This is a genomic window from Kitasatospora sp. NPDC029367 (assembly GCF_055569135.1).
On the sequence record NZ_JBVHYH010000030.1, the window covers coordinates 47,966 to 66,528 of the forward strand.

Consider the following 18,563-nt stretch of genomic DNA (forward strand, 5'->3'; position numbering starts at 1 on the left):
ACGCCCATCTACCACCCACCCCACACCCCCCCCCCCCCCCCCCCCCCCCCCCCCCCCCCCCCCCCCCCCCCCCCCCCCCGGGCGCCAGCCCCGCGACTACGCCCGGACCGGCAGCCGGGTACAGACCGCCCCCGCCGCCAGCGGCGCGGCCTCGGCGCCCAGCGCGGTCAGGGTGAAGTCCGTGATCAGCGCATTGATGTCGGCGCTCTGCCGGACCAGGTAGTGGCTCCCGCCGGGCACCTCGTACCGCGCGAGGTCGGGCGCGACCTCCCGGGCGCGCAGCGCGTACTCCAGCGACTGGGCGGCGTTGGCCGCGCTGTGGTCGGCGGTGCCGTGCACGATCAGCACCCGCCGCCCGGCGAGCTGGTCGACCCGGTCGCCGGTGGGCAGCCAGGGGGCGAGCCCGGCCACCCCGACGACGTTCGGGTGCCCCGCGCACCAGAACGCGGCCCGTCCACCGAGCGAGTTCCCGATGAGCACCACCGGCACGCCCGGGTAGCGGCGGTCGAGTTCCTCCAGCGCCCACCGGGTGTCGACGGCGGTGTCGGCGTCGGCGCCGTTCCAGCCGCCGTGGCGGTAGCGCAGCAGGTGCACCGCGAGGCCGTGCGGGCGGCCGCGGTCGGCGAGTTCGGCGGTGAGTCCCTGGAGGCCGAGCTCGGCGAGCCGCAGCGGTCCGCGCCGGCTGCGGATGAACCCGCCGGGGAGCAGCAGGGCGACGCCGGAGACCGGTCCGTCGCCCTCCCACGGGGTGAGCTGTGCGGTGTGCGGGCGCTGCGCTCGGAACACGCCGATCCTTCCTGCGGACGGTCGGGGGACGGTGCTGCCAGGGGTGGCCCCTCGGCGGGACGGCCGGATTCCCCGAACGGCAGGGCTCCCGAACGGCCGGGTTCCCGAAGGGCTGGGCTCCCGGAACACCCGGATTCTACGGTTCCGGCGGTGGGTCGCAATGCGTGAGGAGGGACCACCGGACCCAGTCGTTGACCCGATGGCCAGGGGAAGCACCGGGGCACAGCAGAACGAGCGGCTGTGCGTCCACGTACGGTCGGGCGCCGCGACCCACCCGGTCGGGGCGCCCGCCTCCCGCCGCGCCTCAACCCGGCTCGGGAGTACGGTCGTTGGTCACCGGTCGCGACGGAGCGCGGGCGCGTCGAGCACGGCGGCGAGCAGGCCGGGGAGGCGGGCGTCGAGCTCGTCGCGGCGGAGCGTGACCAGGCGGGCCCGGCCGCTGGTGCGGACGGTGACCAGGCCGGCCTCGCGGAGGATCCGCCAGTGGTTGGACAGCGTCGACTTGGGGACGGTGAGCCCCTCGGGGCTGCAGGTGGTCTCGCCCTCCTCGGCGAGGCGGCGGACGAGTTGGAGCCGGACCGGGTCGCCGAGGGCGTGCAGGACGGTGGCGAGGTCGAAGTCCTCGGGGTGGGGCTGGGTCAGGGTCCGCATCGGGGTCCTCGGGCTCCTCGGGTCCGGCACTGGTTCCGGCCGGCCCTGGCGGTGGGGCGGCGCGCTGTCTAGTATCCCAGTTCGACAGTTCGGGAAATTCGAACTGTCCTGACGGTCGACTGGATCCTGCGGAGGTTGTGACGATGAAGGTGCTGGAGACGCTGGCCCGGGTGTACGTGGACGACCTCGACACGGTCCTGCCCACGCTGCGCGAACTCACCGGCGAGCGCGAGGGGTTGCGCTTCCCCTACGCGGGGGTGGAGGTCGCGCGGATCGGCGGCCTGCTGGTCGTCGCCGGCCCGGAGGAGGCGCTGGCGCGCTTCCGCAGGGTGCAGAGCACGCTGCTGGTCGACGACCTGGACGGCCTCGGGCCGCTGCTGGCCGCCTTGGGGGGCGAACTGCTGGACGGCCCCAACGAGGTGCCGACCGGCCGCAACGCGACCGTCCGGCACCCTGGCGGGGCGGTGTTCGAGTACGTCGAGTTCGTGAAGGACCGGGCCGTCTTCGCGGACTGACACGTCGTCCCCACGCGGGTGGGAGCCGGCCTCGGGGTCCGGCCTCGGGGTCCGGCCTCGGGGTCCGGCCTCGGGGTCGGGGAAATCCGGTGCGGACGGGCGCCGACGGGGATAGGGTCCGCCGGTGACTGGTGATCGTGGGGGAATCGTGGAGACCGGCACCACCGAGCCGGAGCCGAAGCCGGAGCCAGCGGCCGAGACGGAGCCCGGGACGGGGCCGGAGCCCGGCCCCGAAGCCGGCGCCCGGGCGCCGCGGGTGGGCTTGCAGGTCGCCCTCGCGGTCGTCCTGGTGGGGGCGCTGCTGGCCGGCCTCTGGTACCTGACCGGGGACGGCCGGGGCCTCGGGCCGAGCAACACGCCGGCGAAGTGCAGTCCGGCGAAGCCGACGGACTCGGCCAGGTACCCGGCGCTGTGCGCCGCGCTCAACCGCCCCGACCTGCCGGTGCTGATGGGCGTGCCGAAGGAGCGGGTGCTGGTGGCGCAGGCCGGGATGACGCTGAGCGGCGGGCCGGGCCTGGACAAGGACGGCTACGGCGCGGCGGAGGTGCAGTTCGGCGAGCTCTACGTCCAGCTCGCGGACAGTACGGACGTCGACGTGGACGACTACGCCCGGCTCTACCCGTCGGCGGACCCGCGCGCACCCGTCCTCGGGCACAAGGCGCTGTTCTACCGCGCCCCCACGATGACGCTGTCCTTCTCCCTCGGCGGCGGCAAGTCCACCACGGGCACCGGCGCCCCCGCCCACGCGCTCGCCGTGGCGAAGAACCCGGACGGGAGCGGCGGCAGCTTCGAGGTCAGCGTCTGGCGCAAGGACTCGCTGCCGATCGACGACGCCGCCCTCTACCGCCTCGCCGAGGCGGTGCTTCCGGGCCTCCCGGGCTGGGCGGCGAGCTGACGACGGGCCGCGGCTGACGAGGAGGGGGCGGAGATGCTGGTGACGCTGACCGGCGGGGCCGGTGCGGGCAAGACAACGCTGGCCGTGACGCTGGCGGCCACCGTCGGCCCGGAGCGGGTGCGGGTGCTGCACGGGGACGACTACTACTTCGCCGAGCCGGGCCGAGCCGGCGTGTGGGCGCCGGACGAGACCGGGGTGCTGCGGCTGGACGTGGGGCACCCGGAGTCGGTGGACGGCGGGCGGCTGGCCGCCGACGTCGACGCCGCGCTCGCCCGGACCCCGGTGGTGGTCGTGGAGGGGCTGTTCGCCCGCCGGGTCGCCCCGCAGCGCCCCTGCCGTCGCGTCGACGTGTTCGTCGACCTGGCGGCGGACCTCCGGCTGGTCCGCAAGATCGATCGCAAGTGCCTCGCGGGCGGCTTTCCGCTGGAGGTGCTGCTGCGCAACTACGTCCGGCACCGGCGGGCCGCCCACGAGCGCCACGTCGAGCCGCTGCGGTGGGAGTGCGACCTGGTGGTCGACGGTGCCCGGGCTCCGGAGGCGCTGGCCGGGCAGGTGTGGGAGGCGGTGCGCGGGGCGGCCGGCCCCGGGGCTGTAGGGCGCGATTCGTAACGATCGCGCCGGTCAGGGCCTCCCATGTGCAGGGCAGGACGTGGTTTTTCCTGCTCTTTGTTCAGGAATTTGCCCTGCTCTGCGACGATCCGATGATCGACGCCCCACTGCGGGGGCGGCGCTTCGCAGGGGAGAGACGGGCATGGCCGAGCGGCCCGAGGACAGCGTCGTCCGGGCAAGGTCGAGGTGGGCCGCCAGGTTCGCCGAGCACAGGGAGACCGGGGCCGTACTGACCGGCGGCGTGCTCGGGGCCCTGTTCGCGAGCATGGGCCTGGCCGTGCTGTTCGGCCCCGCGAACGGGTTCGGCGGCGAGAGCCTGGGCTACCTGGGCGCCATCAGCATCCTCGGCCTGCTGCCCTGCGGCGCCGGCTTCGTCTGGGCGCTGATCCACCCCAGGCGCGGGCTCCCCGCGGCGGCCGTCGGCACCGTGCTGGGCCTGGGGGTCTTCTTCTGCTTCGCCGGGGACGGCCTCAACGACTCCTGGAAGGCCCCGGCGGACCACCCGGCCACCGTCCGCGCCGTCGGCAGCTGGACCAACGGCAGCCTGGTCGTGCGGGTCCGTCCCGACCAGGTGGTGGCCTACCGCAGCGGCGGCGGGTCGGTCGCCTGGCAGTGGACGCCGCCGGGCTCCGACTCCGTGTGCACGATGAGCCGGGGGATCGGAGCGGGTGGCATCGGCCTGGTCGGGCATTCGCCGCGCGGCAAGCCCTGCGCGGCGGTGACCTCGCTGGACCTCGCGGACGGCAAGCAGGGCTGGACCGCCACCGTGAATGCCCCCGCCCGGGACGGGGACAGCGCGGACTCCGACCTCGTCGCGGTGGCGGGCGCCCAGGCCGTGCTGCAGGGCACCGACGGCTGGCGGGCCGTCCGGCTGACCGACGGCCAGGAGCTGTGGCGCAGCGCGCCCGACGCCGGGTGCACCCCGATCGAGGTCGCGGGCGGGGACCAGGACGTGGTGACGGCCGCGGCGTGCGGTGACGGGACGGCGGTCGTGCGCACCCTGGTGCCCGGGGACGGGCAGGGGCGGACGCGGGCGGCCATGGCGGCCGAGGGCGGGCTCAAGAACTTCATGGTGGTGTCCGTCGACCCGCTCGCGGTCTGGGTCGACGCCCAGGCCGAGCGCGGCACCCACGCGGTGCTCAGCTTCGACCGGACGGGCCGCCGGCGCGCGGCGATCCCCGTCTCCGGGGACGAGTACGACCTGGACGTGATGCTGGGCGGGGTCCACGCCTTCGACGAGTTCACCGCCCGGCCCCTGCTCGGCGGGATGGTGGTCGGAGACCTGTTCATCGTGCCGGGGGAGCGGCAGGGCGACGTCAGCATCAGCGGCGGCCCGCACCCGAGCCGCACCGCCACCGGGCGGCTGGTCGCCTACTCCCTCGCGGACGGCACCAAGCAGTGGACGGCGGGCCTGGACGACCAGGTGACGGGCGTGCTGGTCGACGGGACGTCGGTGTGGGCGATGACCCGCGACAAGCTGACCCGGATCGACGCGGCGACCGGACGGCAGAGCCGCGAGCTGGACGTCAACGACACGGCCTCGCTGTACCCGGTGGACCTGTCGGTGGCGGGCAGGGAGCAGTTCACGGTCGTCGCGGAGGACGGGACCAGGGACGAGCCGCCGGTCCGGGGAATCGGCTGAGCACGGCCCGGCCCGTTGGTGAACGGGCCGGGCCGGAGGGTCTGTCAGGCGGTGAAGCGGGGGTCGCGGGCTTCGATGGCCTGGACGAAGGCGGTCCACTCGGCCTGGTCGAAGGCGAGGTGGGGGCGGTTGGGGTTCTTGTCGTCGCCGAGCCAGACGTCGCCATTGGCGAAGCGGGCGATGGTCACGCAGTCGCCGTTGTCATCGGCGGAGAAAGGGGACTTGACCCACTGGGCGTCGGCGGGGTTGTGGTTGTACGGGTTGTGCATGATTGCCTCCCGATGGCCGGTGGCCCTGCTCGTTGTGTCGAGCAGGGCCGCTGTCAGGTTAGGCGGTGAAGTGGGGGGCGCGGGCTTCGATGGCCTGGATGAAGGCGGTCCACTCGGCGTGGTTGAAGGCGAGGTGGGGGCGGTTGGGGTTCTTGTCGTCGCCGAGCCAGACGTCGCCGTTGTCGAAGCGGGCGATGATCACGCAACTGCCGTTGTCGTCACCGGAGAAGGGGGACTTGACCCACTGGGCGTCGGCGGGGTTGTGGTTGTACGGGTTGTGCATGATTGCCTCCCGATGGCCGGTGGCCCTGCTCGTTGTGTCGAGCAGGGCCACTGTCAGGTTAGGCGGTGAAGCGGGGGTCGCGGGCTTCGATGGCCTGGACGAAGGCGGTCCACTCGGCCTGGTCGAAGGCGAGGTGGGGGCGGTCGGGGTTCTTGTCGTCGCCGAGCCAGACGTCGCCGTTGTCGAAGCGGGCGATGATCACGCAGTTGCCGTTGGAGTCGCCGGAGAAAGGGGACTTGACCCAGTCGGCGTCAGCAGGATCGTGGGAGTAGGGGTCGTGCTTGCTGATCACGTCAACTCTTCCAACTTGTGCTCAAGTGCGGTGATGGTGTCCTCCGGCGACAGCGAATGTCGCTTCAGCCGAGCGAAGGCGCGTTCGGCTCGTCGTACATCGCGTCCCGACTTACGCGGGAGCATACCTCCGGCGGCTTCGATGAAGACGAAGCTCTCCTCGCCGGAGAAGTGCATCAGGGTGAGGCCGGAAGAGAGGATTGCTTGGCGTCCTGCGCTCAGCGGGACCATGCGCAGGGTCACGTTCGGCTGCTGTGCCACATCGATGGCATGACGGATCTGACCAGCCAGAATGTCGCGGTCGCCACCGACCAGGAGCGCGACCTCACCGAAGTAAGCCTCCAGATTGATCCGGGGTTCCTCGGTCAGTCGGCGCTGGCGTAGGACTCGAATCTCTGCCGCGGCCTCACGCTGGTCGTCGCTGAGGCCGTCGAGACCGGCGGCGATCACCTCTCGCGCATAACTCTCGGTCTGGAGCAGACCGGGGAAGGCGGACAGGAAGTAGTCGAGCATGTGCGTCGCATCAGCTTCGAGGCCGAGGAACTCCGCGAACGCGGCGCTGATTGTGTCGGCAAACTCGTGGTCTTCCCACCAGTGCTTCGAAGGACTGTCCGTGGCGAGACGCTCGATCTCGGCGCGGTCATCCCCCGTGATCCCGCAGTGGTCCAGGTAGGTGGCCAAGTCGGCGGCGCTCACTGGTAGACGGGCTCGTTCGATCTTGCTCAGCCGGGCAGGATTCCAGCCCCTCAGACCGGCGGTGACGTCGGCCAGCGTCTTGTTGTTCTCCAGCCGCCACTGCCGTAGTTCCTCGCCGAGGCGGATGTTCCTGATCGCTGACGGGTCTGTGCCCAACGCTGCCCTCCCTTGGATGTGCGGCCAGTCTAGCCGCGTTCAAGATCAACTAATTTGTTTCTTCTTTGGTGGCGTTCGGGTTGCAAATTCGAATCGAACTCCCCCACACTCAACGTGACCGCACGGACACGCACCTGACGTCGTGTCGAAGCGAAGGGGCACCCATGTCCGCGTTGAGCACACCTCTCCTCCGCACCTCCGAGCTCACCCTCACCGAGCACTCCACCTCGGTCCGCACCGCCCGCCACCACATCCGCAACCAGCTGGGCTTCTGGGGCTACTGCGGCGACACGGTCGACGACCTCGTCCTCATCGGCTCCGAGCTCGTCACCAACGCCGTCGTCCACGCCTGCCAGGGCCACGGCGAAATCCGCCTCTACCTCCAGGAGTTCGGCGGCGACTGCCGCCTCGAAGTGTGGGACCCGCGCTTCGACCTGCCGCTCCAGAAGCCCCGCCTGCGCCGCTTCAACGAGGGCGGCCGGGGCATCCAGCTCGTCCGTGAGCTCTCGCTCGACTTCGGCGTCGTCGTCCGCCGGGGCTCGGGCAAGCGCGTCTGGGCGCGCGTCCTCCTCACCTGACCCCCGCCGACCCTCCACCTACCCCGAGGAAGTCCACCCGCCATGCACCCCGCCGCGATCGCCTTCCGCAACCCCGCCGCCCTGCACGCCCGTTGCGACTACGGCCGCCCCCGCCGGCTCTACTTCGAGCCCGACTACGAGACCTGCGCCGTCGTCCCCGACCCCGACGCCTGGGAGCCCCTGCCCGGCGGCTACCCCGAGCGGTTCGCCCCCGGCTACTTCACCCCCGCCTCCGGTCTGGTCGAGCTGTTCCGGCTCCCCGACACCGTCACCGACCGCGACACCGTCGCCGCCCTGGTCGAGACCCTCGGCGACCCCCACCCGATCACCCTCGGTGACGCCGAGGACCCGCCGGGCCTGCCCACCACCCACGTCCTCCCCGAGTCCGCCCGACGTCCCGGCCTCCACGTCGACAACCACCAGAACCTCCCCTACGGCGAGCGCCGGAAGGCCCGCCGACGACTCTGCGTGAACCTCGGCCCCGGCCCCCGCTACCTCCTCCTCGCCGACACCGACATCCTGACCATCTGCCGCTGCGTCCAGGACCGCTACGAGGACCACCACCCCTCCACCGACGACCTGCGCGCCTACCTCGCCCTGCACCGCCCGCTGCGCCTGCTCCGCCTGCGCATCGACCCCGGTGAGGGCTGGTTCGCGCCCACCTCCTTCCTCCCGTACGACGAGTCCACCGAGGGCCTGGCCCTGCCCTCCTCCACCTGCTCCTGGCTCGGTCACTGGGAGCCCCACCTCTTCGAGTCCCCGATCTGACCGGACCGTCCGTCCCGCCTGACCGGACTGTCCGTTCCGCGTGCCTGTGTCAGGCTGGTGAGGGAGCACCGCCGAGATCGGGAGGCTCGTGATGGCCGAGATCAGGGTGAACGGGGTCGGGCTGCACTACGAGGCCCAAGGCGAAGGCCCCGGTGTCGTCCTGGTGCACGGCTCGTGGACCGACGGTGACTCGTGGGCCCGGGTGATGCCGGGCCTGGCCGAGTCCACCACCGTCGTCGCCTACGACCGCCGGGGCCACAGCCGCAGCGAGGACCCGCTGACCCAGGGCTCGGTGCACGAGGACGCCGCCGACCTGGCCGGGCTGATCGAGGGCCTCGGGCTCGCTCCGGCCTTCGTCGCCGGGAACTCGTACGGTGCGCTGATCGCGCTGCGGCTCGCCTCCGTCCGGCCCGACCTGCTACGGGGCCTCGCTGTGCACGAGCCGCCCGGCACCGGCATCCTGCTCACCGACCCGGAGCTGCGGCCGATCGCCGCCGCCCTCGCCTCCCGGACCGCCGCCGTCCGGGAGCTGCTGGAGCAGGCGGAGTCGGCCGCGGCAGCGGAGCTGTTCGTGGAGACCGTCGCCTTCGGGCCGGGGGCGTGGGCCCAGTTGCCCGCGCCGGTGCGGCACACCTTCATCCGCAATGCCCCGACCTACCTGGACGAGCTGCGGGACCCGGACGCGCTGGATCTGGACCTGACCGCGCTCAGCGGCTTCAACGAGGCCGTGCTGCTCACGCAGAGCGACGACAGTCCGCCGATGTACGGCGAGGTGCTGGACATCATCGACCTCACCCTCCCGAAGGCGGAACGGCACCTCTACCAGGGCGCCGGTCACGCTCCGCACCTGTCGCAGCCGGAGGAATGGGTGCGGGTGGTGCTCCCGCGCGCGTTGGTGTGAAACGGACCTGAGGGGCGCGAAATCAGGAGCACGCGCCCGCTCATGCGCCCATCGCCGTGCGCTCCGCAGTGCGCTCATCGGTGCGCTCCTCAGTGCGACGTCACCAGCTCCTCCCCGCGCGGCGTCCGCCGGTACAGCACCTCCCGCCCGCTGCGCACCCGGCTGACCAGCCCCGAGCGGTGCAGCACCCCCAGGTGGTACGAGACCGTTCCGGGGCTGAGGAAGTGCCGGGCGGCCAGCGCCGCGGTGGTCGCCGGGTCCACCAGTGCGGCCAGCAGGTCCGCCCGGGTCGGCCCGACCAGCTGGGCCAGGGCGGGTGCGGGTGTCCGGGGCGCGGGCACGGACGGCGTGATCGGGTACATCAGCGTCGGCGCCCGGTGGCAGCCGTCGACCGTGTCGAGGATGACGTGGATCGAGCGGCTGACCAGCGTCGGCATCAGCAGCACCATGCGGGCCGGCAGGTCCACCTCGAAGCGGCTCTCCAGCTGGATCAGCCCGTCCGACCAGGAGAGTTCCGGGGAGAGCGAGTTGAACAGCGACCCGGTGCCGTACCGGGCGACGTGCCGGCCGCGCTGGTCGATCTCGGCCTCCAGTACCGCGCGGGCGTCCGGCCAGTACGGGGCGACCGCCAGCTCCCAGTACCGCCCCAGCTCGTCCGCGACCCGCTCGGCGAAGTGGCGCGGGCCGCGCCGCAGCGCGCTCAGCACCACGTCCGGCAGCGGCCGGCCGGCCAGGTTGGCGGCGGGCAGCCCGTGGCGGACGGTGTCCAACTCGGCCAGCACCCGGTCCGGGTCGGCGCGGCGGACGGCCTCCAGCTGCTCGGCGATCGTCGGGTCCGGCCCGGTCGGGTGCGGGGCGAGGAAGTCGGGGAGGTAGCCGCCGGCCCGCTCCAGCGCCAGCCCGGACAGCAGCTCCAGCCCCTCCCGGCGCAGCACCCGGCGGGACCGGCCGACCCAGGCGTACGGGCCGGTACGGGAGTTGAGCGCGGAGGCGGCCGTCAGGGTGTTGACCGCCTCGTGCAACGGCGAGACGACGAACCGGGTGCGGGCGAGCCCGGTCGAGTCGATCGTGAGCCGGATCATGCCGTCCACCCCTCTGCCAGCCTGCCGGAACGGTCGGGTTTGTCGTCCTTTCGGTCGTCAACCCTTCGACCCTGGTCGAATCCTGGCACGAATGCTCGCCTTCGAAGTCACCCGGGCGCAGGCTTCTTCCCGTGACCGCGTCAGGACGGACGCGGCGCGAGCGGAAGGAACCCCGACGAACATGACGAGCACGCGCGGCCGCATCGCCGCCCTGCTGGGCGCCGTCGCGGTGGTCGCCGGCACCACCCTGGCCGGCCCCGCCGTCGCCGCCCCGGCCGAACCCCAGCGCCACGGCGGCGGCGTCACCGGGCAGGCCCCCTGCCAGGGCGCGCCCGAATTCACCTGTGGAACCATCACCGTGCCGCTCGACCACAGCGGCCGGACCCCCGGCACCCTCCAGCTCGACGTGGCGATGACCGGCAACGCCGACGCCCCCAAGGGCGACCTGCTGTTCCTCACCGGCGGCCCCGGCCAGCCCGGCGTCCCGCTGATCCGCCGGATCGCGGGCAAGATCGCACCCGTCCTCAAGGACTACCGCCTGATCATGTACGACCAGCGCGGCACCGGGGAGCGGGCCCTCCAGTGCCCCGGCCTCCAGGAGGACATGGGCTCCTCCGACCTCGCCTTACCCCGCAAGCAGTCCATCGCCGACTGCGCCACCGCCCTCGGCCCGAACGCCCGCTTCTACAGCAGCGCGGACACCGTCGCCGACATCGACCTGCTCCGCCAGGCCCTCGGCGACCACCGGCTGACCCTGGACGGCGTCTCCTACGGCACCTTCGTCGCCGAGCGCTACGCCCTCGCCCACCCGGCGCACGTGAACCGGCTGGTGCTCGACTCGGTGGTGCCGCAGGGCGGCTACGACCCGATGGACCTGGTCGCGCTGCCCGCCACCGCCCGGGTGCTGCGCACCGCCTGCCAGGCCACCGGCTGCACCACCGACCCGGCCGCCGACCTCGCCGCCACCGTGCGGAAGTACGGCAACGGCGCGCAGATCCTGGACGCGCTCACCAGCTACGAGTTCGCCGACCCCAACTACGGCGGGGTACCGGAAGCCCTGCACGAAGCGGCCGGCGGCAACCCGCAGAAGCTCCAGGCCTTCATCGACGACGTCCACAAGAACGACGCCGCCCCGGCCGAACTGCTCAGCCAGGGCCTGCACGCCGCCACCCTGTGCGCCGACGGGCGCTACCCGTGGGGCTCCTCGGACACCCCGGTGGCGGGGCGGGCGGCCGCGCTGGAGCGCACCCGGCAGCGGCTGACCGCCGAGCAGACCTGGCCGTACGACCCGGCGACCGCGACCGGCCTGGGCAGCCTGCTGGTCTGCCTGGACTGGCCGCGCGAGCCGGTGCCGCCGCTGCCGCCGGCGCACCGCAAGCTGCCCGACGTGCCGGTGCTGCTGCTCGGCGGGGACCGGGACCTCTCCACCCCGTACGAGTGGCTGTACCAGCAGGCGAAGCTGACGCACGACCCGCAGATCGTGATCGTCCCGGGGGCGGCGCACTCGGTGCAGACCCGGGCGGCCAACCCGGTCGGGCGGCAGGCGGTCTACGACTTCCTGCTCAAGTAGCCGGTCGACTTCCTGCTCAAGTAGCCGGTCGGCGGCGGGCCGTTCCGCACAGGGGACGGAACGGCCCGGCGCCGGCTCAGAGTTCGGCCGCACCCCAGCCGTCGTCCGGCAGGGTGCGGTCCCGCTCGGGGCAGTCGGGGTGGTCGTAGCCCCAGAGGCCGACCTTGTACAACAGCCAGTCGTCCAGGGGCGGTTCGTCCCGGGAGATCCGGTCGGCCAGCACGAACGCGACCCGGACGTCCTCGGTCGGCGCCACCTCCAGGGTGCGCTGGTCGGGGATGTTCTCGTAGGTCACGGTCTCCCAGGCGAGGCCGGCCGCCGTCAGCGCGGCGACCAGCGCGGACTCGGTGACGCGGGTGTCGTACGTCAGCAACTCCGGGCCGTCCGCCGGGAGTTCGAGCTCCCCGTGCCAGGTCGGCAGCGAGAAGGAGCGGAGCCGGCGGCAGCGGCAGAACACCGTCCACGCGTCGCCCCAGCCGAAGGCGTGCGGCCAGCGGGTGCCCCTGTGGACCGGCCCCGAGTCGTACGGGTCGCCGAAGCGGGCGGCGAGTCGGGGCAGCGAGGCGTCGTAGCCCAGCCCGCCGAGGTCGGCGGTGGCGGCGAGTCCGATCAGCCGGTCGAGGAACGCCGTCACCCCAGGCACCCGCGCAGCGCCTCGATGAGCCGGTTGGCGCGGGCGTCGCCGTGGCCGATCATCCGGTTGGCGACGTAGCCGAAGCCGACGCCGAACTCGTCGTCGCCGAAGGCGAACTGGCCGCCGGCGCCGTCGTTGCCGAAGCTGCGCGCGCCGAGCAGCGGGCGGAACCCGGCGGAGTCCAGCAGCAGGCCGGAGCCCCAGCGGGCACCCAGGTCGAAGCCCAGGAAGCCCGCACCGGAGGAGACTTCGCGCACCGCGTCGGTCAGGGTGTCGGCGGACAGCAGCCGCTCGCCGCCGTCCAGGCCGGTGGCCGCGGCCGCGTAGAGGCCGGCCAGCCCGGTGGCGGAGGCGACCGCGCCCGCGCCGGGGAGCTCGACCGCGTGCAGGTCGGGGTCGTTCCAGCCGTGCGGCACGTCCAGGCCGGGGAAGACCAGGGCGCCGTTCATGGTGACGATCCGGGTGAGCAGGTGCTCCGGGCCGGGCATCGGGCGGCGGCCGTCGGCCTCCACCAGCCGGGCCAGGTGCGGGAGTTCGCTCTCCGGCAGGCCGATCCACAGCGGCAGGCCGAGCGGCTCGGCGATCTCCTTGCGCAGGAACGCGCCCGGGGTCAGGCCGGTGATCCGGCGGATCACCTCGCCGACCGCGAAGCCGAACACATGGCCGTGGTACTCGTAGGTGGTGCCCGGCTCCCAGAGCGGCTGCTGGGCCTCGATCGCGCGGATCACCGGCTCCCAGGCGGCGACCTCCTCGAACGGCAGCACCGCGTCCAGCGCCGGGATGCCGGCCCGGTGGCCGAGGATCATCCGGGTGGTGATGTCCTGCTTGCCGTGGCGCGCGAACTCGGGCCAGTAGCGGGCGACCGGGGCGTCCAGGTCGAGCCGGCCCCGCTGGGCGAGCAGCAGGGCGCTGATGCTCACCGCGCCCTTGGCGCAGGAGAACACCGGGACGACGGTGTCCTGCGTCCAGGCCCGGCCGGTGCGTTCGTCGGCGGTGCCGCCCCACAGCTCGACCACCTTGCGGCCGCCGACGAAGACCGTGACGGCGGAGCCGAGTTCGGGGAAGTCGGCGAAGTTGCCGGCGAAGGCGTCCGCGACGGCGCCGTAGTGTTCGTCGACCCAGCCCTGGTAGTCCTGCATGGTGTACCGCCCGCTCCGCGTGCTCCAAGATCGTTGACCGGACCACGGTACGGCGTCGGGACGGCCGGGGCGAGGGGAATTCCCCGGGGCGGGGAGGGTGGTACGGATGGGGCGGCCGGGGCGGGCCGTCCGGCTCAGTCCGCGGCGGGGTCGTACAGCGGCAGGAAGTTGACCACCGGCTCCTCGTAGGGGTGGGCGGCGCGTACGGCCGCCAGCACGGCGGCGGCCTGCTCCCGCTCGCAGGAGGACTCCACCCGGCACTCCTCGGCCCGTTCCACCTCGCCGGCCGTGCCCAGGTAGGGCCGGGCGGCGGGGGAGGGCAGCCAACTGCCGGTGATCCGCCAGACGCTGGTGCAGCGGGCGTACTCCCCGAGCCGGCCGGCGCCGGCGGCGTGGAGGGCGTCGACGACCTGCTCGACGTGGCTCTCGGGGACGGAGATCTCGATCTTCACGCGGGTCATGCCGGGGACTCTAGCGGGCGGCCGGTCGGGTCGGTCGGGTCGGTGGGCCGCTTCGGCGAGGCGTGTGCCGGGCGCGGTCAGCGGGGGAAGCGGAGAACGAGCTCCTCCCAGAGACGGCGCTCCAGGGGGCTCAAGCGGTCGGTGGCGAGGGCTTCGGGGTGGCCGGACGGCAGGGCCGGGTGCGGGTCGGGAGCGGCGGTGTGGGCGGCGGGTACCCGGGTGGGCCCCGGACAGTAGGGGGGCGGGGGTGCCCAGCCCATCAGGTATCCCAGGTCGCCGACCCCCTGCCACCAGCGGAGCAGGGCCGGGATGGCGGTGCGCCATCTCGCTCGGTGCGGCATTGCGGTTCCTCCACCGTCCGTGGGTGCCGGTCTCCCAGCCTGTGGAGGTCGATTGTCGGAACGGCCGCTAAGTCGGGGCTAAGTGCTTCCGGCCGCCCCGACCCGGGGGCGGAGGTGCCGGGTCGGGGCGCGAGCAGGCTAGCCGGAGGCAAGTCCTGTATTAGCCCTGCGGGGGACCATGGCCGGGACAACGGCCAGGACGGCGGTTCAGGGAGCACCCGTGGAAGGATCCGGATGGCAGCGAACCGTATCGAAGCACTGAACGACCTGCTGGACGAGCCCCGGGACGACGCGTTCGACCAGGCGGACTTCCGGCGGGTGCTGGGCCACTTCGCCTCCGGCGTGGTGGCGGTGACCGGGACGGACGGCGGGGAGCCGGTCGGGCTGTTGGTGAGCTCGTTCACGTCCGTCTCGCTGGACCCGCCGCTGGTGGCGTTCTGCGTGGCGCACACCAGTACCAGTTGGCCCCGGCTGCGGGGCGGCCGGCGGCACGGCATCTGCTTCCTGGCGGCCGGCCAGTACGGGCAGGCCCGGCGGCTGGCCACGGCCAGCGGGGACTCCAAGTTCCACGGGGTGGCCTGGTCGGCGTCGCCCGCGGGGATGCCGGTCCTCGACGGTGCGTTGGCCTGGCTGGAGTGCTCGGTGGAGGCTGAGCATCCGGCGGGCGACCACATGATCGTGGTCGCCCGGGTGCACCGGCTCGCCAAAACCGGGTGCAGCGCCGAGGCCGGGCCGATGGTGCTGTTCCGCGGTGGCTACGGGCGGTTCACCGCGGTCGCCCCGGCCCCGGTCGACGCCGCCGCGGAGGCCTCGCCGTGAGCCTGCCCGTCGGATCGGGGCTACCGACGCGGTCCTGAGGCCGCCGCCCGGGACGGTGCTCTCCGCGACGCCGGCCCCGGCGTCGCGCCACGCATATACCGTTGGGGGCTTGGACAGTGACGGACATTCAGGTGCCGGCCCGGGGGTGTGCGGGCCTCCGCGAGGGCCGGGCCGGTGCATAGGCTTCGGGCGATGAGAGGAGGACGGGGGCGGCTGACCGTCCGGCGCGTTCCGGCCGGCCCCCTGACCAGCCATGACCGCAGACGAACCGATGGGCATGCGGGCCCGCAACAAGCAGGCCACCCGTGAGGCGATCGGTGCCGCCGCGCTGCGGCTGGCGCTGGAGAAGGGCCCCGAGGGGCTGGCCCTGGTGCGGGTGCGCGACATTGCCGAAGCCGCCGGCGTGGCGCCCCGGACGTACAACAACTACTTCTCCAGCCGGGAGGAGGCGATCTGCGCCGGCCAGACCGACCAGTCCCGCCGCCTCGGCGGGGCGCTGCGGGCCAGGCCCGCGGAGGAGCCGCTCGGCGAGGCCCTCATCGCGGTGGTGGTCGAGGTCTTCGCCGATCCCGAGCCCGACCGGGCCGGGCTCGCGATGATCATGTCCACGCCCGCGCTGCAGGGTGAGGCGCTGAAGGCGTTCAGCATGGCCGAGGAGCCGCTGGCGGACGCGATCGCCGAGCGGACCGGCGCCGAACGCTGGGAACTGGCCCCGGCGGTGACGGCCGCCGTGGTCGCCGGGGCCGTCCGGGTGGCGGGCCGGTACTGGCTCAGCAGCGTCAACCCCCCGTCGTTCGCCGAGGTGCTGCGCGAGGCCCTGCGCCACGCCCTGGGGATCGGCCCCGGGCCCGACGGCCGCGCGGGGTGCGGCTGAGCCGCCGGTTTTAGATCCGACCAGGCTCGCTGTTAGGGACGGCGGCGAACCTGTCCCCGTGGGCACCCACTGAGGGTGCCCAGGGGGGGACGCTTCGTCCCGACGCGGCTCGGCCGATCGGTCGTGCCGCCGGTACCGGCTGCCCGGACAGGCCCAGACGGAGCGGAGCTCCGGCCGGCCCCGGCCGGGTCGAACTCCTGCACCTGGTCGACCGGGAACCCCGGCAGACCCGAGCCACGCCCTGGATCCGCCCGGCGGAAGCGCGCCGCACCGACAACGGCTACGGAGGTACCACCACATGGGTGAGGACAAGGAAGCGATCCTGAAGCTGGTGAGGGACTACCACCAGAGCCAGGCCGAGGGAGAGTTCGTCCCGGGGAGGACCCCGGTGCTCACCTCCGGCGCGGTCCTCGACGAGGAGGACCGCGCGGCGCTGGTCGAGGCGGCGTTGGACATGCGGATCGCGGCGGGCCCCAGCGCGCGCCGCTTCGAGCGCGACCTTGCCAGGTACTTCAAGCGGCGCAAGGCCCACCTGACCAACTCGGGGTCGTCGGCGAACCTGGTCGCGCTGACCGCGCTGACCTCACCGCAGCTGGGGGACGTGCGGCTGCGCCCCGGCGACGAGGTGATCACCGCCGCCGCGGGCTTCCCCACCACCGTCAACCCGATCCTCCAGAACGGGCTCGTCCCGGTCTTCGTCGACGTCGAACTCGGCACCTACAACCCGACGCCGGAGGCCATCGCCGCCGCGATCGGGCCGCGCACCCGGGCGATCATGACCGCGCACGCGCTCGGCAACCCGTTCGCCGCCGAGGAGGTCGCCGAACTGGCGCGTCAGCACGACCTGTTCCTGATCGAGGACAACTGCGACGCCGTCGGCTCGCGCTACCGGGGCAGGCTCACCGGCACGTTCGGCGACCTCTCGACGGTGAGCTTCTACCCGGCCCACCACATCACGGTCGGCGAGGGCGGCTGTGTGGTCACCAACGACCTGGCACTCGCGCGACTGGTGGAGTCGATCCGCGACTGGGGCCGGGACTGCTGGTGCGAGCCGGGCGAGGACGACCGCTGCCTGAAGCGCTTCGACCAGCAGCTCGGCACCCTCCCGCCGGGCTACGACCACAAGTACATCTTCTCCCACGTCGGTTACAACCTGAAGAGCACCGACCTCCAGGCCTCGATGGGCGTGACCCAGCTGCGCCGCATCGAGGAGTTCGGCGAGGCGCGCCGACGCAACTGGCGGCTGCTGCGGGAGGGGCTGGACGGGGTCCCCGGCCTGCTGCTGCCCGAGCCGACCCCCGACTCCGACCCGAGCTGGTTCGGCTTCGTGCTGACCGTCGAGCAGGACGCGCCGTACACCCGCCGCGAGTTGGTGGCGTTCCTGGAGGAGCGGCGGATCGCGACCCGTCGGCTCTTCGGCGGCAACCTCACGCGCCACCCGGCGTACGCGGACGTCACGTTCCGGGTGTCGGGCGACCTCTCGGTCAGCGACATCGTCACCGAGGACACCTTCTGGATCGGGGTGTACCCCGGGATCACCCCCGAGATGATCGACTACGTGGTCGGCTCGATCAGGGAGTTCGCGGGAGTTCCCCGCTGAGGGCGAGTTGGTCCCGCATCGTGGCCAGGGCGTCCTCGATGCGGGAGAACCGCACCCCGAGTACCCGGGTCGCGTGCTCGTTGGACACGTTCAGCCAGCGCGGGTACGGGCGTCCGGCGTCGCGCAGGTAGTCCGCGAGGCGGCCGCGGGCGGCGGGGGCCGCGTCGAGCCCGAAGGTGCGGGCCACCGTCACCGTGAGGTCGTAGGGGGACAGCGAGCTGCCGCCCGCGCAGTGGAACAGGCCCTCCAGCGGCCGGAGTTGTGCCACCCGCTCGACGGCCGCGGCGAACTCGTCGACGAAGGTGGGGGTCACCAGGGTGTCCTCGAACATCGGCGGGATCCGGCCGGCGGCGAGCCAGCCGACCAGCTTGCGGACCAGGTCCTCCTTGCGCCGATAGCGGGCCCGGAACGGGAAGCTGGGGCGGAGGACGGAGAACGCGCAGCCGGACTCCTGCACCTCGCGCTCGGCCCAGAGCTTGGTCCGGCTGTACCAGTCCAGCGGGTCGGGCCGGTCGGTCTCCCGGTACGGCTCCTCCTGGTCGCCGCTGAACACGTAGTCGGTGGAGACGTGGATCAGGTAGCGGCCGTGCCGGCGGCACGCGGCGGCGAGGTTCGCGGTCCCGTCGACGTTCACCCGGTAGCAGGGGCCGTCGCGGTCGCCGGTCTGCGCCGCCGCCGCGTTGAGGTCGGTGAACGCGGCGAAGTGCGCGACCACCTCGGCGGGGCTCTCGGCGACCGCCCGGTCCACCGCGGCGGCGTCCGTGAGGTCGCACTCCAGCTGGTGCCAGCGGTTGCGGCCGCCGAGTTCGGCGGCCCGGTCGCCGACCAGGCCGCGCAGGCCGGTGCCGGCCAGGGGGGACGACTGTTCGGTGTCCACGGGTTCTCCCGTCATCGGTGTCCGACGGCCCGTCGGAGGAGGCCGGCGCACGGCTGGCGACGACCGGCGGGCGCCGGGGCAGACATGGGGGGAGGCCGCCGGAACCGGCGGCCTCCCCCGTGCGGG

23 protein-coding genes are annotated in these 18,563 nt (G+C 73.3%); 11 read left to right on the top strand and 12 right to left on the bottom strand.

Annotation, left to right across the window (positions count from 1 at the left end):
* Positions 1–96: 96 nt before the first annotated feature.
* Together ACZ4W5_RS18630 and ACZ4W5_RS18635 are read right to left on the bottom strand one after the other, a co-directional pair.
* Positions 97–786: an alpha/beta hydrolase gene (locus tag ACZ4W5_RS18630; protein WP_465655569.1), complete on the bottom strand. Its 690-nt coding sequence runs from the start codon at positions 784–786 to the stop codon at positions 97–99.
* A 333-nt stretch (positions 787–1,119) separates the two neighbouring features.
* Complete coding sequence (locus ACZ4W5_RS18635) at positions 1,120–1,437, bottom strand: ArsR/SmtB family transcription factor (RefSeq protein WP_360229984.1); 318 nt, start codon at positions 1,435–1,437, stop codon at positions 1,120–1,122.
* Positions 1,438–1,580: 143 nt separating this feature from the next.
* On the opposite strand from ACZ4W5_RS18635, the gene ACZ4W5_RS18640 reads away from it, so the two are divergent.
* The 4 genes from ACZ4W5_RS18640 to ACZ4W5_RS18655 all read left to right on the top strand — a co-directional run bounded on the left by ACZ4W5_RS18640 (position 1,581) and on the right by ACZ4W5_RS18655 (position 5,098).
* Entirely contained in the window at positions 1,581–1,952 is a 372-nt protein-coding gene (locus ACZ4W5_RS18640) for a hypothetical protein (protein ID WP_360229982.1), read from the top strand.
* Positions 1,953–2,076: 124 nt separating this feature from the next.
* Positions 2,077–2,847: a DUF6215 domain-containing protein gene (locus ACZ4W5_RS18645; protein WP_465655572.1), complete on the top strand. Its 771-nt coding sequence runs from the start codon at positions 2,077–2,079 to the stop codon at positions 2,845–2,847.
* Positions 2,848–2,880: 33 nt separating this feature from the next.
* Complete coding sequence (locus ACZ4W5_RS18650; RefSeq protein WP_465655574.1) at positions 2,881–3,456, top strand: uridine kinase family protein; 576 nt, start codon at positions 2,881–2,883, stop codon at positions 3,454–3,456.
* A gap of 142 nt (positions 3,457–3,598) precedes the next feature.
* Entirely contained in the window at positions 3,599–5,098 is a 1,500-nt protein-coding gene (locus tag ACZ4W5_RS18655) for an outer membrane protein assembly factor BamB family protein (protein WP_465655576.1), read from the top strand.
* A 44-nt stretch (positions 5,099–5,142) separates the two neighbouring features.
* Here the strand turns inward: ACZ4W5_RS18655 and ACZ4W5_RS18660 are convergent, their stop codons facing one another.
* From ACZ4W5_RS18660 to ACZ4W5_RS18675, 4 genes are read right to left on the bottom strand one after another with little or no spacing between them, the layout of a single operon-like run.
* Positions 5,143–5,367, bottom strand: a complete 225-nt coding sequence (locus ACZ4W5_RS18660) for a DUF397 domain-containing protein (RefSeq protein ID WP_465655577.1) — start codon at positions 5,365–5,367, stop codon at positions 5,143–5,145.
* Between the two features lie 58 nt (positions 5,368–5,425).
* Positions 5,426–5,650: a DUF397 domain-containing protein gene (locus ACZ4W5_RS18665; protein ID WP_465655578.1), complete on the bottom strand. Its 225-nt coding sequence runs from the start codon at positions 5,648–5,650 to the stop codon at positions 5,426–5,428.
* Between the two features lie 58 nt (positions 5,651–5,708).
* Entirely contained in the window at positions 5,709–5,942 is a 234-nt protein-coding gene (locus tag ACZ4W5_RS18670; protein WP_465655580.1) for a DUF397 domain-containing protein, read from the bottom strand.
* On the bottom strand, positions 5,939–6,793 hold the full coding sequence (locus ACZ4W5_RS18675; RefSeq protein ID WP_360242796.1) for a helix-turn-helix domain-containing protein: 855 nt from the start codon (positions 6,791–6,793) through the stop codon (positions 5,939–5,941). The genes ACZ4W5_RS18670 and ACZ4W5_RS18675 overlap by 4 nt, the downstream gene beginning before the upstream one ends.
* Positions 6,794–6,957: 164 nt before the next feature.
* Here ACZ4W5_RS18675 and ACZ4W5_RS18680 point away from each other — a divergent pair, with 164 nt between their 5' ends.
* The 3 genes from ACZ4W5_RS18680 to ACZ4W5_RS18690 all read left to right on the top strand — a co-directional run bounded on the left by ACZ4W5_RS18680 (position 6,958) and on the right by ACZ4W5_RS18690 (position 9,040).
* Positions 6,958–7,371, top strand: a complete 414-nt coding sequence (locus tag ACZ4W5_RS18680) for an ATP-binding protein (protein WP_465655582.1) — start codon at positions 6,958–6,960, stop codon at positions 7,369–7,371.
* Between the two features lie 42 nt (positions 7,372–7,413).
* Positions 7,414–8,139 carry a hypothetical protein gene (locus tag ACZ4W5_RS18685; protein ID WP_465655584.1) on the top strand — a complete coding sequence of 242 codons (726 nt, stop codon included), beginning with the start codon at positions 7,414–7,416 and terminating at the stop codon, positions 8,137–8,139.
* A 91-nt stretch (positions 8,140–8,230) separates the two neighbouring features.
* Positions 8,231–9,040, top strand: coding sequence for an alpha/beta fold hydrolase (locus ACZ4W5_RS18690; protein ID WP_360242787.1), 810 nt, complete (start codon positions 8,231–8,233; stop codon positions 9,038–9,040).
* A gap of 89 nt (positions 9,041–9,129) precedes the next feature.
* Here ACZ4W5_RS18690 and ACZ4W5_RS18695 read toward each other — a convergent pair whose 3' ends face one another.
* Positions 9,130–10,122 carry an ArsR/SmtB family transcription factor gene (locus tag ACZ4W5_RS18695; protein WP_360242784.1) on the bottom strand — a complete coding sequence of 331 codons (993 nt, stop codon included), beginning with the start codon at positions 10,120–10,122 and terminating at the stop codon, positions 9,130–9,132.
* Positions 10,123–10,303: 181 nt separating this feature from the next.
* Here ACZ4W5_RS18695 and ACZ4W5_RS18700 point away from each other — a divergent pair, with 181 nt between their 5' ends.
* A complete protein-coding gene (locus tag ACZ4W5_RS18700; RefSeq protein ID WP_465655587.1) occupies positions 10,304–11,692 on the top strand; it encodes an alpha/beta fold hydrolase in 1,389 nt (462 codons plus the stop codon).
* A 76-nt stretch (positions 11,693–11,768) separates the two neighbouring features.
* On the opposite strand, the gene ACZ4W5_RS18705 is transcribed toward ACZ4W5_RS18700, so the two are convergent.
* The 4 genes from ACZ4W5_RS18705 to ACZ4W5_RS18720 all read right to left on the bottom strand — a co-directional run bounded on the left by ACZ4W5_RS18705 (position 11,769) and on the right by ACZ4W5_RS18720 (position 14,267).
* Positions 11,769–12,326 carry a hypothetical protein gene (locus tag ACZ4W5_RS18705; RefSeq protein WP_465655589.1) on the bottom strand — a complete coding sequence of 186 codons (558 nt, stop codon included), beginning with the start codon at positions 12,324–12,326 and terminating at the stop codon, positions 11,769–11,771.
* Positions 12,323–13,465 carry a serine hydrolase domain-containing protein gene (locus ACZ4W5_RS18710; protein ID WP_360242775.1) on the bottom strand — a complete coding sequence of 381 codons (1,143 nt, stop codon included), beginning with the start codon at positions 13,463–13,465 and terminating at the stop codon, positions 12,323–12,325. The genes ACZ4W5_RS18705 and ACZ4W5_RS18710 overlap by 4 nt, the downstream gene beginning before the upstream one ends.
* Positions 13,466–13,599: 134 nt before the next feature.
* Positions 13,600–13,926, bottom strand: a complete 327-nt coding sequence (locus ACZ4W5_RS18715) for a YqfO family protein (protein WP_360242772.1) — start codon at positions 13,924–13,926, stop codon at positions 13,600–13,602.
* A gap of 77 nt (positions 13,927–14,003) precedes the next feature.
* Positions 14,004–14,267, bottom strand: a complete 264-nt coding sequence (locus ACZ4W5_RS18720; RefSeq protein WP_360242769.1) for a hypothetical protein — start codon at positions 14,265–14,267, stop codon at positions 14,004–14,006.
* A 234-nt stretch (positions 14,268–14,501) separates the two neighbouring features.
* On the opposite strand from ACZ4W5_RS18720, the gene ACZ4W5_RS18725 reads away from it, so the two are divergent.
* The 3 genes from ACZ4W5_RS18725 (at position 14,502) to rfbH (ending at position 17,560) form a co-directional block, all read left to right on the top strand.
* Positions 14,502–15,086: a flavin reductase family protein gene (locus tag ACZ4W5_RS18725; RefSeq protein ID WP_465655591.1), complete on the top strand. Its 585-nt coding sequence runs from the start codon at positions 14,502–14,504 to the stop codon at positions 15,084–15,086.
* Between the two features lie 253 nt (positions 15,087–15,339).
* Positions 15,340–15,960: a TetR/AcrR family transcriptional regulator gene (locus tag ACZ4W5_RS18730; protein ID WP_465655593.1), complete on the top strand. Its 621-nt coding sequence runs from the start codon at positions 15,340–15,342 to the stop codon at positions 15,958–15,960.
* 298 nt (positions 15,961–16,258) lie between these two features.
* On the top strand, positions 16,259–17,560 hold the full coding sequence (gene rfbH / locus ACZ4W5_RS18735) for a lipopolysaccharide biosynthesis protein RfbH (protein WP_360242760.1): 1,302 nt from the start codon (positions 16,259–16,261) through the stop codon (positions 17,558–17,560).
* Here the strand turns inward: rfbH and ACZ4W5_RS18740 are convergent.
* Complete coding sequence (locus tag ACZ4W5_RS18740; RefSeq protein WP_465655595.1) at positions 17,532–18,437, bottom strand: SDR family oxidoreductase; 906 nt, start codon at positions 18,435–18,437, stop codon at positions 17,532–17,534. The two genes, rfbH and ACZ4W5_RS18740, sit on opposite strands and share 29 nt — an antisense overlap.
* Positions 18,438–18,563 lie beyond the last annotated feature (126 nt).

Coding starts and splice junctions, on each gene's coding strand:
- ACZ4W5_RS18720 (WP_360242769.1), bottom strand. CDS start 14,267: ATGCCGCACCGAGCGAGATGGCGCACCGCCATCCCGGCCCTGCTCCGC.
- ACZ4W5_RS18715 (WP_360242772.1), bottom strand. CDS start 13,926: ATGACCCGCGTGAAGATCGAGATCTCCGTCCCCGAGAGCCACGTCGAG.
- ACZ4W5_RS18685 (WP_465655584.1), top strand. CDS start 7,414: ATGCACCCCGCCGCGATCGCCTTCCGCAACCCCGCCGCCCTGCACGCC.
- ACZ4W5_RS18640 (WP_360229982.1), top strand. CDS start 1,581: ATGAAGGTGCTGGAGACGCTGGCCCGGGTGTACGTGGACGACCTCGAC.
- rfbH (WP_360242760.1), top strand. CDS start 16,259: ATGGGTGAGGACAAGGAAGCGATCCTGAAGCTGGTGAGGGACTACCAC.
- ACZ4W5_RS18730 (WP_465655593.1), top strand. CDS start 15,340: ATGACCGCAGACGAACCGATGGGCATGCGGGCCCGCAACAAGCAGGCC.
- ACZ4W5_RS18665 (WP_465655578.1), bottom strand. CDS start 5,650: ATGCACAACCCGTACAACCACAACCCCGCCGACGCCCAGTGGGTCAAG.
- ACZ4W5_RS18635 (WP_360229984.1), bottom strand. CDS start 1,437: ATGCGGACCCTGACCCAGCCCCACCCCGAGGACTTCGACCTCGCCACC.
- ACZ4W5_RS18660 (WP_465655577.1), bottom strand. CDS start 5,367: ATGCACAACCCGTACAACCACAACCCCGCCGACGCCCAGTGGGTCAAG.
- ACZ4W5_RS18695 (WP_360242784.1), bottom strand. CDS start 10,122: ATGATCCGGCTCACGATCGACTCGACCGGGCTCGCCCGCACCCGGTTC.
- ACZ4W5_RS18700 (WP_465655587.1), top strand. CDS start 10,304: ATGACGAGCACGCGCGGCCGCATCGCCGCCCTGCTGGGCGCCGTCGCG.
- ACZ4W5_RS18690 (WP_360242787.1), top strand. CDS start 8,231: ATGGCCGAGATCAGGGTGAACGGGGTCGGGCTGCACTACGAGGCCCAA.
- ACZ4W5_RS18680 (WP_465655582.1), top strand. CDS start 6,958: ATGTCCGCGTTGAGCACACCTCTCCTCCGCACCTCCGAGCTCACCCTC.
- ACZ4W5_RS18725 (WP_465655591.1), top strand. CDS start 14,502: ATGGCAGCGAACCGTATCGAAGCACTGAACGACCTGCTGGACGAGCCC.
- ACZ4W5_RS18650 (WP_465655574.1), top strand. CDS start 2,881: ATGCTGGTGACGCTGACCGGCGGGGCCGGTGCGGGCAAGACAACGCTG.
- ACZ4W5_RS18710 (WP_360242775.1), bottom strand. CDS start 13,465: ATGCAGGACTACCAGGGCTGGGTCGACGAACACTACGGCGCCGTCGCG.
- ACZ4W5_RS18655 (WP_465655576.1), top strand. CDS start 3,599: ATGGCCGAGCGGCCCGAGGACAGCGTCGTCCGGGCAAGGTCGAGGTGG.